Raw genomic sequence first — 12691 nt, 5'->3', positions numbered from 1 at the left:
ATCGTCAGCTTCCGGCCGCAGTCTTTTCGATTTCGGCGGCGGAGATGCCCACCACCAGGCCGCTCGTGCCGCTGCCGAGCGCGTTTACGGGAAGCACCACCTTCTTGCCGCTGGATGTGACGACAGTGGCCTTCTCGCCTTCAACCACATCGATGGTGCCGACGAGAACGCCCTGCGGGTCGCGGATCTGCGTGCCCTTGACGAGCTGGGCCGAAAGCGCGGCCGTCGCGCCCGCGATCTGCGCCTGCAATTGCGCGGCGGTCATTCCAATCGACAGCCCCTTGGGGCCTTTGGTGAAGGCGGTGCGCGGCAGGGTGGCCTTTCCGGCCGTCGTCGCCACCACTACATTATCGCCCATCACTTGCTCAATGGTGCCGACCGGCGCACCCTGCAAGCCAGACACCGGCGTCCCCGCTACGAGCAACTTGTCGACCGCGCTCGCCGCGCCGCCCGCCGCCTGATTGACCTGCTCACGGGTCATCCCCAGAATTGGGCCTTTCGGACCGACCGCGAACGAGCTGAGCGGCAACCGGACTTCGACGGCATCCGTCGCCAGAACCGCGAATTCGCCTGAAATTTCCTTGATCGTTCCGACCGTGCCGCCCTTTGGGTCAAGCACGGTTGCACCCGCCGTGACCTTGCCTGCCTCCTGAGAAGCGGCTGGCGTCTGGGCCAATGCGACATCCGTCGCGCCGAGCGCGGCCAACATAAGCGGAACGTACAAAAATTTATTCATCTGAATTCCTCTGGTTCGTATTTATTCCAGATCCACCGCAACGGGGCGTTCAAGGACGCGACCGGGTGGAAAGCCGGCGCATGGGCCGACGATGCAAGCGTATTTTTTAACCAGAAACGGTTCGGAAAAACAAGGAAGACCCGTTGGAGCGCGTTATCGCATCACGCGGCGCGCCGGATAGACGGCAAAAGCGATGACGCTATCCCTTCAGGCAAAGGCATAGGCTCTTTCCGTTGAAAGCTCTGGCGCTTGCCGCTTGTCGATCTGCAAGGCGATATGGTCTGCCGTCCTCAGCGCCAGCGCGGCGATGGTGAGCGTCGGGTTCGCCCAGCCGGATGTCGGGAACAACGAACTGCCCGCGATATAAAGGTTGGCGATACCGTGAACTCGCCCATGCTGGTCGGTAACCCCCCGCTTCGGATCATCCGCCATTCGCGTAGTGCCCATGTGATGATAGCCGCCGAGCGCGTGCGAGCTTATCAGCGGATCGGTCTGCCAGCGCCGGCCTGAGTCGGACAGCCAGGATGCAGGCTCGACCTTGCCGATCCCCAGCCGCTCGATTTCGCGCCCCAGAGTGTCGACGAGCCTTTCGACCGAATGGACGTCGAGTTCGTTCATGCGCCAGTCCAGCTTCACCCGTGGCACGCCAAGCGCATCGCTTTCGCCTGAAAGCAGCACGCGGCTGTCCGGATTTGGCGCCTGTTCGGCCCTGACGAGCAGCGCGAGGTCCACCTGCTTCATCCGGTGAAGAAGCCATGGCCGCAATGGGTCGATCGTGGACTGGGCTAAGGCGGCCGCGCGCTTGGTATACATCCACATGGCGCGACCGCGCTTCGTCGGCGCCATGTCGTGCTTCACGCGATTATAGGCGCGCATACCCCAGAATAGCACATCGCCGGCGGGCTGACGCGGAACGACCGTCAGCGACGTGTTGAGTATGCCCGCTTCCAATTGCCGCCGCTCGCTTGGCGCGATCAAGGCAGCGGCGCTTTGTCCGCGAACCCTGTGTTTGCGGCCAAACGCCTTCAGCAGATTCCACGCCCGGCTGGCGACGATACGCCCGCCACGGGCGTGAGGATGTTCCATGAAAAAGCGGCCGACCAGATCACGCGCGTTGCCGAGGCCCTGAGCCATGACGGAACGCGAGGCGAGCAGCAGGCGCGGGTTTTCGATACCCCCGGCGGCAAGCACGACGATATCGGCGTGAACATCAAGCGTCCGGCCCGTCAGGCTCTGCACGCGAAGCGACCGGACGTGGCGCGCCTCCCTGTCCGTCCGGATATCGGACACGGTCGCATGGGTCATCAGGGTGCAGCGCGGATGATCCTGCAGATCCTTGCATGCGGGAAAGGTAAAGCGGTTGAACCGCTCGTCGAACGACCAGAGCTTCAATGACAATTCGCGCTCGTCGAAATCGGGCAGCCGCACTCCGGCCGAAGCCATGTCGGCGGTTCGGGGCGGCTCCGGCGGAAGGCCGAACAGGCCGCGCGCCTCCCGATAATAGGGCTTCATCTGCTGATGGCTGACCGGCCAGCCCGACCAGGGGACCCATTGGCGCTTTTCGAAATCGATCGGGTCCAGTTCCGCGATCCGTCCGCCCCAGATCGCACTCGTGCCGCCAAAGAAGCGCAGGCGCGCGTGATCCAGCGGGTAATATTCCTCCCCCACATTCTCGCCGGCGTTCAGGTCGGCGGTTCCGGCCTCGTAATCGAGCCCCCCGGATTCAAGCAGGGTCACGGTCAACCCGGCGGCAAGCAGCCGCCGCGCCATGGTGATCCCGGCGGCTCCGGCACCGACGATGCAGACCCCCGTGCGATGCTCGGAGAGATCGGTGCGCTCAAGGTCGATATACATTAGATAAAATCTCAGATATAAAGGTCAATCAATTGGATTGTCGGCGAAATCTTCCGCCAGCCTGTCAAGCTCCACGGGCGTGATGCTTCCCGCCAGCGCATATCCGATATTGCCCTTGCGCCAATAGGCGACGCTCGCTCCGCTGAGTTCGATCGCATCGGGAAGCGAGGGCGCGCTGGATCGGGTCGGCACCGCAAAGAACGTAAGCGGCACGCCCAGTCCGGTTTGGAGCGAGATTTCCAGCCCGGTGCCGTCGTCGGAAGGCACCAGCCTTGTGTCCATGATACGCCAGTCGTCGGAAGGCCGGGGGAAAACGATCCGCGTGGCCTCGCGAATGGCGGTCGCATCGATCACTGTCGTCTTGACCTGTGACGTCATGGTATCACGCAGCCGCGCCGTATTATGGGTTTGGATCGCCTCATTGGCGAAAGGCGGAACCGCCGCCTGGCTCGTCGACACCAGCGCCTCGCCGATCTCGTCCTGCGCCAGCCACAGGCATAGGGTGGCAAGCGCCGCAAAGGACAGCCGGGGCATTAAGCGCCTGATGCGCTGCGCGGCGAGACGCCGGTCGAGTTGCACGGCCCTTTCGACGATATCGGCCCTTGGCGCTGGCCTGTCGCCCAGGGCCAGCCGCATGGCGTCGCTGCTTTTCAGATCGGCCATCAGCGCCGCCGCCGCATCCGGATGACGGGCCAGATAATCCTCCACCTCGATGCGTCGCGCGATGTCGAGCTGACCATCGACATAGGCGCAAAGATCGACCTCCGAGACCGGATTATTCGGCTGGGCCATTGCCACCTCTTACAAGTCTGAGCGGGCGTTCGTCCGACGCGGGCTGCCGCAAGGCGGCGCGCGCCCTGCTGAGCCGGGACATGACGGTGCCGACCGGCACGTCGAGGATGATCGCCGCGGCCTCGTAGGAGAGACCTTCGACGACCACCAGATGAAGCACGGCCCGCTGATCCACCGAAAGCGTGGCATATGCCCTGGTGAGTTCGCCAAGCTGCACCGCATGTTCCTGGCTTGGCGGCACATGCGCGACGGAGTGGAGCTTCAGATGCTCGATCCCGCCGCTTTCCGTGCGGCGCTTGCGCCAGTCGCTCACAAAGCAGTTGTGGAGGATCGCCAGCAACCAGCTCCGCAGATCGCCCTCGGGGCGAAACCGGTGGAGCGCGTCATAGGCCTTGACCAGCGCTTCGTGCACCAGATCGTCAGCCCGATCGTCGCCCACCAGCGCGCGCGCATAGCGTCGCAGCGTCGGCAACTGCTGGACCGACCGTTGTCCGAACCACTTCAGCATACCCATGACGAGTATACGGGTGAGCGGCCCCGTTATTCCATGATGCTGAAATTATTTTCGCCAGAGGCCTATTTGATGGCCACCAGCCAGGCCAGAAAGGTGAAGATGGCATAGCACCAGCTGATCCGGTCTCTGAGCGCGAACGTGATCGGGTCATCCATAAGCAGGCCTCTGTTGGCCTTGAGCCAGATGCGGAGTGTCCAGGCGAACACGGCGACGGGCACCACATAGAGCAGTTCCACAGCATCGTAGAGGCCGGACGCCAGGGCCTGGAACTGGAAATAGAGCAGCATGATGAGAAAGGCGATCAGCGCGCTTCCAACGCCGAACGCGCGGGTCAGGCCGATATCTTCCGCCTCATAGCCGCGCCCCATGGGCGTGCTGCCCGAAGAACGCAGGAAGGTGGTGAGTTCCGAATGGCGCTTGGCCATCGCCAGCGACATGAACAGCGTGAACGCAAAGCCTGAAAGCCATAGCGAGATCTGATTGTCGATCAGCACCATCCCCGCCACCAGCCGGGCGACGAACAACACACCGATGGTGAAGACATCGAACATGGGTTCGCGCTTCAGCCTGAAGGAATAGGCTGCGGTGATAGCCACATAGGCAAGGGTGGTGAAGCCGAACTCCTGATCGACCAGAAAAGCGCCGGTCAGGCCGGTCAGCAGCAGAAACGCCGAAGCTGCAACCGCCGCGCGCACCGAAATGGCCCCGGAGGCAAGCGGTCGCAGACGCTTTGCCGGATGCGCTCGGTCGGCGCGCAGATCGTTCAGATCGTTGATGAGATAAGTGCCCGACGCGACGATGCCGAAGATCAGGAAGCCCAGCGCCACGTCGACGCACTGCCGCATGGTGAACTCATGCGCGAGCAGCAGGGGCACGACCAGCAGGACGTTCTTCACCCATTGATGCAGGCGCAGCGCGGCCGCCCATAGCGCCCATTGGGACCGGCGGCCTGCCGGATCGTCGGCGCGTTCCATGTTCTCGACGGGCGCAGCGTCAGGCTCGACCAAAGGCGAAGACACGGCCTTCATGCGCCGATGACCAGCCGGGACCTGCGGCCCAATATCATCCGCGCAAGCAATATGACGGCCCATGACAGCAGCAGCCCGCCTGCAAAGGTCGCCCCGATCCCCGCGATGAGGCCCAGGACAGGCTGCCCGTCAGGGACAAACGGAGCGACGAACCGAACGACCGGCCTTACCAGCGGCCCGTGCAGGAAATAGAGGCCGAAGGACGCGGTGGCGGTCGCCCCCAGCACTGCGTCGCTCACAGCACGGGGTTTGGCGCTCCACAGGCGCAGCGCGACGAGGATCAGCACGCCCAGGCTTAGCCTCTGGATATAAAACAGGCTTTCCCGGATGGAAACCGGACCCCGGCCGTCAAGATCGGCCAGATAGAGGATGCTGAGCGCGGCCGTCGATACGCCTGCGACCAGCGCGATCCAGCTGGCTGAGCGTTCCATCAGGTCCAGCCGCGCGTCCAGGTCTCGCCCAAGCCACAGGCCGAATACATACGCTCCCATGAAATAGATCGTGATCGCGGGGGTCAGTTCCGTTCCGGTTCGGGATACCGCCAGCGGCAGGACGATGAGCAGCGCCATAAGCCACCGCCAGCGCGGCATGCTGACGATGTGGAACAGCAGCGGGCTGACGGCATAGAGGATGAGAATGACGGGGATGTACCAGAGCGTGTTCCACGCATCCCCCATTGCGGCGTTATAGGCGATCAGCCTCGCCAGCTCGATCGTGTTCCCCGCCTCTCCCGACGATGATCGCAGCCATAGCAAGGTCGTGAAAATTGCCGTGATCGCCAGATAGGGGACACCGGTATTCACCAGCCGGGCCTTCATGAACGGCGCATAGGGTCTGGTGCAGAAGATGCGAGCATAGATGATGCCGGAGATCATCGAAAAATAGATGGTGGCGTTGCGCAGCAGCACGTCGACGGCCGCAAAGACGGGGTTGCTTTCCGGAAGCGGGCTTTCGAACCCGCGCAGCAGAAAGGCGTGGCCCGCGTGGAGCAGAACGATCTGCAGTATGGCGAGTGCACGGAAATGATGGAGATACTTAACATGAGCCGCCGCACCGGCAGCGGCATGCGTCCGCGAAGCGCCCTGCGCGATCGAGACGCTGGTCATGGGTTCCGATCCTTGCGGGATGCTGTCCCGGATACGCGCGTCATGGTCGCCCCGCTTGCCCGCCCGCATGGCGGCAGTAAACGGCAGGATATAGCCCGCATGCGAAAGCTACACCCGTGCATCGGGGTTAGAGCCCGCACAGGACAGCTACTCCTAAAGTAGGAATGGCGAGTGGGTTGAACCGCTGCCCGATAAGTCATTTCGGAACACCAACCGCGCTCAAAAGTTAACAGCCAAGAGCCGGGGACGACATTATGGGAGAGGATAATGACGAATTCCCGTACCCTCGCAATGATAGGCTCATTCTGCGTCGGACTTGCGCCACTGGCCGTTTCCCCGGCCTTCGCCCAAACGCCGCCGGAAGAGATCGTCGTGACCGGCAAATACGGAAAAGTGCCGGACAGCGTCCAATCACTCTCGCAGCGGGTGAGCTATGCCGACCTTGATCTGAGCAAGGACAAGCACCGCGACATATTGAGGCAGCGGGTAAAGCTTACGGCGCGTTTTCTCTGCGACAAACTGGGCGAGCCGGAGATCGCGACGCCTCCGGTGCCTTCATGTCGCGACGCTGCGACGAGAGACGCGATGGCCCGCGTGGGCTCCCTGGAGGAGAATGCCGCCCCGCGTGGCACCACCTGGGTTGCCGGACCCGCATGGCAGGCGCCATATCCGACGGATTGGACCACCAAATATCCCGAGTGAGTAAGCTTCCCTAACCTTCAGGAGCAGGGGTCGGACGCGTGGAGCTGGGGGCGATCGACAAGCTGGTTATCGCCGCCCGCCATCATCCTCGGCTTCCCGCAAGTCAGTAAATGGTCGGGGAGAGAGGATTCGAACCTCCGGCCCCTGCCTCCCGAAGACAGCTTCCGGCTATCCTGAGCATACCAACCAAGCGGAGAGCCGTCACTTTTTGCCACTCCTGATCATCTCTATACGACGTCAGCCATGTTCCGCCAAGACAGCTCATTCGCCCAGTGCGTCACGATTGCGTCACAACACTTACATTGCCTTGAGCCAGTTAAGCAGGTCACTCCCGTTTGTCAACGGCGGAGCAAAAGTCGGCCATTCGGCGGCGTAAAACCAGGCCATCGTGTTACATGCCGGGGGGAGTGGCGTGAGGGCGTAGCCCGAGGGCCACTCCCCCCGGCATTGGTGTAATTTTCAGGGTCTGGTTTTGGCCTTGCGGGCCCGGCTGTGCGCGAGGCGATAGCTTTCGCCGTTCATCTCGAGGATGCTGACGTGATGGGTCAGGCGATCGAGGAGCGCGCCTGTGAGACGCTCAGATCCGAAGGTTTCGGTCCATTCGTCGAAGGGCAGGTTGCTGGTGATGAAGGTGGAGCCGCGTTCGTAACGCTGGGAGATCAGCTCGAACAACAGTTCGGCGCCGGTCTTGGAGAGCGGCACAAAGCCCAGTTCGTCGATGATGAGCAGCTTGTATCCGGCCATCTGCTTCTGGAAGCGCAGAAGACGGCGCTCGTCGCGGGCCTCCATCATTTCGCTGACCAGCGCTGCCGCGGTGGTGAAGCCCACCGACAGTCCTTTCTGGCATGCTGCCAGTCCGAGCCCCAACGCTACGTGCGTCTTTCCGGTGCCTGATGGCCCCAGAGCGATGGCGTTCTCACGCCGCTCGATCCACTCGCAGCGCGCCATCTCGAGCACCTGCATCTTGTTGAGCCTGGGGATGGCGGCGAAGTCGAAGCTGTCGAGGCTTTTGACGGCGGGGAAGCGCGCGGCCTTGATGCGCCGCTCGACCATGCGACGCTCCCTGTCGATCATTTCCATCTCGACGAGGCGGGCGAGGAAGCGGATATGATCGACGCCTTCAGCGGCACATTGCCGCGCGAGCTTGTGATGCTCACGCAGGCACGTAGGCAGCTTGAGCGCCTTGAGATGGTGAGCGAGAAGGATCTCCGGGGCCTGATCGCTCATGCGGCCTCCTGCCGGTCGGAGAGCAGGCTCAGATAGGCTCTGGCAAAGGTCTTCTCGACCGTGGTGCGTGGCAGGAAGGGATAGACGTCCAGGTCCAGCCTGGGCGGTACGCGTTCGATCCGGCACAGGACGAGGTGCTTGACGGCATCGAAGCCGATGGCGCCAAGATCGATGGCCTGTTCGACCGCCGCCTGGAGATCGGCGAGGGTGAACGTTTCCAGCAGGCGCAGTACCTGCACATATTCGCGCTTGCCATGTTTGTGCATGCGCCCTTCCATCAACCGCTGCAGTGTCGTGAACGCTTCGGGCAGGTCCCAGCCCTGCAAAGGCGCAGCCTGGTCGAATGCGTTGATCTTCTGCTCGATCAGCGGGAGATAATGGAGCGGGTCGAAGACAACCTCCTCGCGGGCATAGCAACGAGGATGACGGGCGATGACTTCGCTGCGGCAGCCGATCACCACCTCATCGACATAGGCCCTGATCCAGACCTCCTGATGGCCCCAGGCCACCGGAACCGAATAATCGTTGGTCCTGTAGCGCACCAGGGATTGCGAGGAGACCCGCCCGCCTTTCTGATCGCAGGCCTCGAAGGGTGTAGCGGGCAGAGGCTGCATGGCCGCGAGATCGCGTTCCAAGCGCTCACCGATCGTCTCGCTCTGCCCGCGCACCTTGTCCTGCTGGCGCTTGCGGCATTGCTCCTCCAGCCACAGGTTGAACGCCTCCCAGGTCGGGAACTTCGGGATCGGCACCATGAAGTTGCGCCGGCAATAGCCTACCAGCCCCTCCACATTGCCTTTCTCGTTCCCCTTGCCCGGGCGAGCATAGCGGTCGCGGATCACGTAATGTGACAGGAAAGCGCTGAACAGCGTGGCACGCTGCCGCGTGCCGTCGGGCAGGATCTTCGCCACAAGGCAGCGATCGTTGTCATAGACGATCGAGCGCGGTACCGCGCCGAAAAACGCGAAGGCATGCACGTGTCCGTCCACCCAGGCCTCCGCCACCGCCGCCGGATAGGCCCGCACATAGCAGGCATCACTGTGCGGCAGATCGAGCGCGAAGAAGTAGGCCTTCTGCTCCACCCCGCCGATCTCCACCAGCGCTTCCCCGAAATCGGCCTGCGCATCTCCCGCAGGGTGCGCCAGCGGCACGAACATCTCCCGGCTGCGCTGTTCGCGCTCCCGGATGTAATCCTTGATGATCGTATAGCCGCCGGTGAAACCATGCTCGGTGCGCAAACGGTCGAATACCCGCTTCGCCGTATGGCGTTGCTTGCGCGGGACACTGCGGTCACCCTCAAGCCATCCATCAATGATCGCCACAAACCCGTCCAGCTTCGGGCGCTGCGGTACGGACTGGCGCCGGTAACCCGGCGGCGATGAAAACGACAGCATCTTGCGTACCGTATCGCGCGACACATTGAAACGCTTCGCCGCCGCCCGTTGGCTCATGCCATCCGCGCAAGCCAGACGGACCTGAAGATAAAGTTCCACGCTGTAGATCCCCACACCTCCCTGACTCGGCAGAAAGGCTTCAAGGTGGACGACTTTTACGCCGCCCGCAGCAGGACTATCCCGCCGCTACCGTGGTCGAATATTGCTCCGCCGTTCTCAATTCTTCGGTCGGGCCAACGCAGCGCGATCTCGCGCAGCATCATTGCCCACGCCAAATCCCTTCAGAAGCTGGCAGAGCTTGAGGCTGAGAATGTCTGGAGGCCGATAGAGGAATACCAGTCGGATCATCCCGGCCCGTATCAACCTCACATCTTCTGCGCTCACGACGAAAAGCGGTGGATTCGCATGGGGCGATACGATGTGACCCTGAAACGCTGGTATTACAGCGGCACGAACGAGCGCTCGCAATGGGCGCAGGTTGAGGGTGATGCCCCCACCCACTTCCGCCCACTCCCATCCCCACCGAAAGGACCGGACGCATGACCACAGAAGTGAAGGTGACGGAGGCTGATATTGCCTTCGCCGAGATGTTCCGGCGCGGGACAGGCGGGGGCTACGACCGCGACGTAAGCCGGATGGCACATGAAGCTGCCAAGCATCGCCTCGCCCACCACCAAGCAGACGAGGCGACGGTGGAGAGGGCCGTCATGGTGTGTCCGCAATGTGAAGGTGAAGGTGGCTACCCTGATGGGGCCGATGAGGATGCTTGTCACACCGAATGCACCCGCTGCGGCGGGAATGGATGGATTGTTGATACAGCAGCCATCACAGCCATGTGGGAGGATGGGTAGATGAGTTGTCCGAAATGCGACATGGACGGCATCCAACACTTTGGCGAGTGCACCACGTATTCCTACCCTGCGCCTTCTCTTGCTGAGCGCGGCGAGCCACCCATGACCACCCACTCAGATAAAGCGGATGATCTGGTTGAGGAATTAGGAGCAGTGTCCTTGAAGGATGATATCAAGCAGAAATGGGCTAAGACAATTGCTTCTCAGATAACGGAGAAGTCGTGGAATGAACTCCCACAATATGCAGATTATAACAATAATCCATTGGGGAAACTGGACTTTGAATTGGCCGCTGGCGCGATTTTCGCGCACACTATGGAGTTGCGTTATAAAGCAGCCGCCACCATCAAGGAACTAAAGGCAGAGGTGGAGAGCCGAACAGCAGCCTTCAACGAACTCCACAGGCAGATGGGAAACGCGCAGGCACTGGCCGCCACCTACAAAGACCAGCTCGATATGTTCCTGTCGCAAAAGCTCGCAGCAGAAGCACGCGCCGCCAAGGCCGAAGAGGCGCTGCGAGTATGTCGCGATCAGCTTAGCTTCTATGATAGTGATACGTCGAGACTCTAGGCGAGCGGAAGGCGTGATGCCAAAAGCGGTGGTATATTACTTTGCATCCGCGTTGGCGGTCGTGAGCATATTTGCCGGATTTCTCGCACTTTTTGAGATAATGTGTGTCAGATGACCGATCCAGCGGCGGACGTTGCGGTTTCAGGAATTAATTAATCGTTCGAAACGTAACGCCTAAGGACACCCCGCCGTCGCCGCGTCCATCTGCTCCCCGTAGTTCTGCCACCTGAGGCCCTGCGCTGCCACCTGAGAGGCTTTTGCGCGCGGGGCGAGGCTTTGCCACTCCGCATCCGAAAACGCGGCTGACAGGCGCTGTGGCCGCTCTGGGCGATCCGCCGTGCACTTGGCGACGACCGGCACCTTGGCGACGCTGACCTTTTCCTTCACGACGGGACCGCCGCAGCTACAGGCCAGCAGCGAAAACGCTATCGAGAGCTTCTTCAACATGGCGCAGTTCCTCTTGTGCCTGTAGGCGGTTGGTGGCGCGGTTCGATGCAAGTTCAGTCGCAAGCCGATCGCGCTGCCGGACAAGCGATGCGATCTCGCGCTGCCGGGCTTCGGCAACCTTGCGCATCCGGGCAGTTTCGGCCTCCATCGCTTCGACGGCTGCGGTCTGCGCATCGGACGTGCGTTTCCACTGGTCCCGCGCATCGCCGACAGCGCGCACCTGCTTTCCGGCGTCGACCCATTTCAGCCGGGGATTGTCCGCGACTTCCCGGATCACGAGCAGCACTTGCGCCGTCTCTTGCTGGAGCTTGTGAAGTTCGTCCTTCACGTCGGCCAGCGTGCCCCGCGTGATGAGCAGGGCAATGCCCAGGCCGATGATCGGAAAGGCGAACCAGAAGCGCGCGGCGAGGCCGGCGAGCGCACCGATCACAGCAGCAGGCCCTTCAGCCGTTCGACATAGGCCAGCCGCTCGGGAAAGCCGTTCAGACCGCCGTTGATCGCTCGGGTGATCTTCTCGCAATTATCGGCGTCGGCGAGCGCATTCAGCCCTTTGCGCTTCCAATAGCTGCCGGCGATCAAGACCGAATTGCCCGGATCGGCGGCAAGATAGGGGTGCGCGATCAGGTCGAGCCCGAGCGTCTTGCCATAATCCTCATAGTTGCCGCGCCCCGTCAGTTGGAAGATGCCGCGACCCTTGAACCGCTGCCCATCGCCCGGCTTGACGTTGCCGAGGTCGCGGCGGCCCTCGTATCGCATCTGCGCGAGCGTCGGCCCCCATATCTCTTCAAGCCATCGAAAGCCGCCGGTTTCATGCGCTGCCTGTGCCATGAAATGCGCGATCCGCAGCGGTGTGGAGATGTCGAACCCGAGCAGATAGGCGTTCGCTCCGAAGCCCAGGTCCTTGGCTCTCCGCGCGTCCTTGCAACCGCAGAAGGTGAAAAGCGCGGCCCACGTCACCGGCCCCCATATTCCGTCCGGAGCGACGCCAAGCCGCCTCTGGATGTCAGCGGTCTTCATCGCGGCAGCTTTCGGAGATGTGGCGCACGCAGTCCCGGCCGTGCTTGGACGCGACGCCAAATGCGCCCACCGACAGGGCAACCGACGCCAGCACTATGATGATGAGAAACTCAGCCATTTCCGCCTCCGATGTTCAGACGGCGGCTCACCAGCGTTCGCACTGCGTCGAGGAAGAAGGCAAAGCCCAGCGCGCCCAGCACCATCGACAGGGCGACCACGCCCTCGACCGGCCAGTGCCGCAGCCGTCCGGCAAGAACGGCGATGGCGGCGAAGGCCGGCAGGGCGGCCAGTTCCGAGATGACCAGCCAGCGCCGCTTGCGCTCCCATGATTTCAGTGCGAGCGGGTCTTCCGGCGGCTCGCTGGATATGCCGAACAGCAGATAGCCCAGCTTCGCGCCGCAGATGATGAGCCCGCCGAAAAGAGCATACATAAAGTCCGATACGTTCACGCCGATT

General features: G+C 62.3%; 17 protein-coding genes. 4 read left to right on the top strand and 13 right to left on the bottom strand.

The features are described from left to right. Positions 1–4 precede the first annotated feature (4 nt). From BSL82_RS01400 to BSL82_RS01375, 6 genes are all read right to left on the bottom strand, one after another. A complete protein-coding gene (locus BSL82_RS01400; RefSeq protein ID WP_158010600.1) occupies positions 5–736 on the bottom strand; it encodes a hypothetical protein in 732 nt (243 codons plus the stop codon). 207 nt (positions 737–943) lie between these two features. After that, positions 944–2590, bottom strand: coding sequence for an FAD-dependent oxidoreductase (locus BSL82_RS01395; protein WP_072595694.1), 1647 nt, complete (start codon positions 2588–2590; stop codon positions 944–946). 24 nt (positions 2591–2614) lie between these two features. Further along, positions 2615–3382, bottom strand: a complete 768-nt coding sequence (locus BSL82_RS01390; protein WP_072595693.1) for an anti-sigma factor family protein — start codon at positions 3380–3382, stop codon at positions 2615–2617. Further along, a complete protein-coding gene (locus BSL82_RS01385; RefSeq protein WP_226998550.1) occupies positions 3366–3896 on the bottom strand; it encodes a sigma-70 family RNA polymerase sigma factor in 531 nt (176 codons plus the stop codon). The genes BSL82_RS01390 and BSL82_RS01385 overlap by 17 nt, the downstream gene beginning before the upstream one ends. A gap of 62 nt (positions 3897–3958) precedes the next feature. Beyond that, a complete protein-coding gene (locus BSL82_RS01380) occupies positions 3959–4924 on the bottom strand; it encodes a UbiA family prenyltransferase (RefSeq protein ID WP_072595691.1) in 966 nt (321 codons plus the stop codon). Further along, positions 4921–6099 (bottom strand): acyltransferase family protein, encoded by a 1179-nt coding sequence (locus BSL82_RS01375; RefSeq protein WP_072595690.1) that lies wholly within the window; start codon positions 6097–6099, stop codon positions 4921–4923. The genes BSL82_RS01380 and BSL82_RS01375 overlap by 4 nt, the downstream gene beginning before the upstream one ends. A gap of 198 nt (positions 6100–6297) precedes the next feature. Here BSL82_RS01375 and BSL82_RS01370 point away from each other — a divergent pair, with 198 nt between their 5' ends. Further along, complete coding sequence (locus BSL82_RS01370; protein WP_072595689.1) at positions 6298–6732, top strand: UrcA family protein; 435 nt, start codon at positions 6298–6300, stop codon at positions 6730–6732. Between the two features lie 459 nt (positions 6733–7191). On the opposite strand, the gene istB is transcribed toward BSL82_RS01370, so the two are convergent. Further along, positions 7192–7959: an IS21-like element ISSsp5 family helper ATPase IstB gene (gene istB / locus BSL82_RS01360; protein WP_007686288.1), complete on the bottom strand. Its 768-nt coding sequence runs from the start codon at positions 7957–7959 to the stop codon at positions 7192–7194. Then, positions 7956–9449: an IS21 family transposase gene (gene istA, locus BSL82_RS01355; RefSeq protein WP_083579292.1), complete on the bottom strand. Its 1494-nt coding sequence runs from the start codon at positions 9447–9449 to the stop codon at positions 7956–7958. Before istA ends, istB begins: the two co-directional genes overlap by 4 nt. Here istA and BSL82_RS20215 point away from each other — a divergent pair. From BSL82_RS20215 to BSL82_RS01345, 3 genes are read left to right on the top strand one after another with little or no spacing between them, the layout of a single operon-like run. Beyond that, positions 9399–9893, top strand: coding sequence for a hypothetical protein (locus BSL82_RS20215; protein WP_226998546.1), 495 nt, complete (start codon positions 9399–9401; stop codon positions 9891–9893). The genes istA and BSL82_RS20215 overlap by 51 nt on opposite strands. Then, positions 9890–10201 (top strand): hypothetical protein, encoded by a 312-nt coding sequence (locus BSL82_RS01350; protein ID WP_072595686.1) that lies wholly within the window; start codon positions 9890–9892, stop codon positions 10199–10201. Before BSL82_RS20215 ends, BSL82_RS01350 begins: the two co-directional genes overlap by 4 nt. 21 nt (positions 10202–10222) lie before the next feature. Next, positions 10223–10771 (top strand): hypothetical protein, encoded by a 549-nt coding sequence (locus tag BSL82_RS01345; protein WP_158010598.1) that lies wholly within the window; start codon positions 10223–10225, stop codon positions 10769–10771. A 174-nt stretch (positions 10772–10945) separates the two neighbouring features. On the opposite strand, the gene BSL82_RS01340 is transcribed toward BSL82_RS01345, so the two are convergent. The 5 genes from BSL82_RS01340 to BSL82_RS01325 are packed head-to-tail and all read right to left on the bottom strand — an operon-like array spanning position 10946 to position 12684. After that, on the bottom strand, positions 10946–11218 hold the full coding sequence (locus tag BSL82_RS01340; RefSeq protein ID WP_158010597.1) for a hypothetical protein: 273 nt from the start codon (positions 11216–11218) through the stop codon (positions 10946–10948). After that, a complete protein-coding gene (locus BSL82_RS01335; protein WP_072595683.1) occupies positions 11175–11648 on the bottom strand; it encodes a hypothetical protein in 474 nt (157 codons plus the stop codon). The genes BSL82_RS01340 and BSL82_RS01335 overlap by 44 nt, the downstream gene beginning before the upstream one ends. Further along, positions 11645–12235 (bottom strand): glycoside hydrolase family 19 protein, encoded by a 591-nt coding sequence (locus tag BSL82_RS01330; protein ID WP_072595682.1) that lies wholly within the window; start codon positions 12233–12235, stop codon positions 11645–11647. The genes BSL82_RS01335 and BSL82_RS01330 overlap by 4 nt, the downstream gene beginning before the upstream one ends. Beyond that, complete coding sequence (locus BSL82_RS21515; protein WP_257786810.1) at positions 12222–12353, bottom strand: hypothetical protein; 132 nt, start codon at positions 12351–12353, stop codon at positions 12222–12224. Before BSL82_RS21515 ends, BSL82_RS01330 begins: the two co-directional genes overlap by 14 nt. Next, on the bottom strand, positions 12346–12684 hold the full coding sequence (locus BSL82_RS01325; RefSeq protein ID WP_158010596.1) for a hypothetical protein: 339 nt from the start codon (positions 12682–12684) through the stop codon (positions 12346–12348). Before BSL82_RS01325 ends, BSL82_RS21515 begins: the two co-directional genes overlap by 8 nt. Between the last annotated feature and the right edge of the window lie 7 nt (positions 12685–12691).

Origin of the sequence: Tardibacter chloracetimidivorans (assembly GCF_001890385.1) — a bacterium.
Lineage (GTDB): Bacteria > Pseudomonadota > Alphaproteobacteria > Sphingomonadales > Sphingomonadaceae > Tardibacter > Tardibacter chloracetimidivorans.
Note: the sequence above shows the minus strand (reverse complement) of the source record. Positions and strands in the feature narration are given on the sequence as shown.

Excerpts from the sequence above, each read along its gene's own strand:
- BSL82_RS01400 (WP_158010600.1), bottom strand. The coding sequence starts at position 736 with ATGAATAAATTTTTGTACGTTCCGCTTATGTTGGCCGCGCTCGGCGCG.
- BSL82_RS01395 (WP_072595694.1), bottom strand. The coding sequence starts at position 2,590 with ATGTATATCGACCTTGAGCGCACCGATCTCTCCGAGCATCGCACGGGG.
- BSL82_RS01390 (WP_072595693.1), bottom strand. The coding sequence starts at position 3,382 with ATGGCCCAGCCGAATAATCCGGTCTCGGAGGTCGATCTTTGCGCCTAT.
- BSL82_RS01385 (WP_226998550.1), bottom strand. The coding sequence starts at position 3,896 with ATGGGTATGCTGAAGTGGTTCGGACAACGGTCGGTCCAGCAGTTGCCG.
- BSL82_RS01380 (WP_072595691.1), bottom strand. The coding sequence starts at position 4,924 with ATGAAGGCCGTGTCTTCGCCTTTGGTCGAGCCTGACGCTGCGCCCGTC.
- BSL82_RS01375 (WP_072595690.1), bottom strand. The coding sequence starts at position 6,099 with ATGCGGGCGGGCAAGCGGGGCGACCATGACGCGCGTATCCGGGACAGC.
- BSL82_RS01370 (WP_072595689.1), top strand. The coding sequence starts at position 6,298 with ATGACGAATTCCCGTACCCTCGCAATGATAGGCTCATTCTGCGTCGGA.
- istB (WP_007686288.1), bottom strand. The coding sequence starts at position 7,959 with ATGAGCGATCAGGCCCCGGAGATCCTTCTCGCTCACCATCTCAAGGCG.
- BSL82_RS01350 (WP_072595686.1), top strand. The coding sequence starts at position 9,890 with ATGACCACAGAAGTGAAGGTGACGGAGGCTGATATTGCCTTCGCCGAG.
- BSL82_RS01345 (WP_158010598.1), top strand. The coding sequence starts at position 10,223 with ATGGACGGCATCCAACACTTTGGCGAGTGCACCACGTATTCCTACCCT.
- BSL82_RS01340 (WP_158010597.1), bottom strand. The coding sequence starts at position 11,218 with ATGTTGAAGAAGCTCTCGATAGCGTTTTCGCTGCTGGCCTGTAGCTGC.
- BSL82_RS01330 (WP_072595682.1), bottom strand. The coding sequence starts at position 12,235 with ATGAAGACCGCTGACATCCAGAGGCGGCTTGGCGTCGCTCCGGACGGA.
- BSL82_RS21515 (WP_257786810.1), bottom strand. The coding sequence starts at position 12,353 with ATGGCTGAGTTTCTCATCATCATAGTGCTGGCGTCGGTTGCCCTGTCG.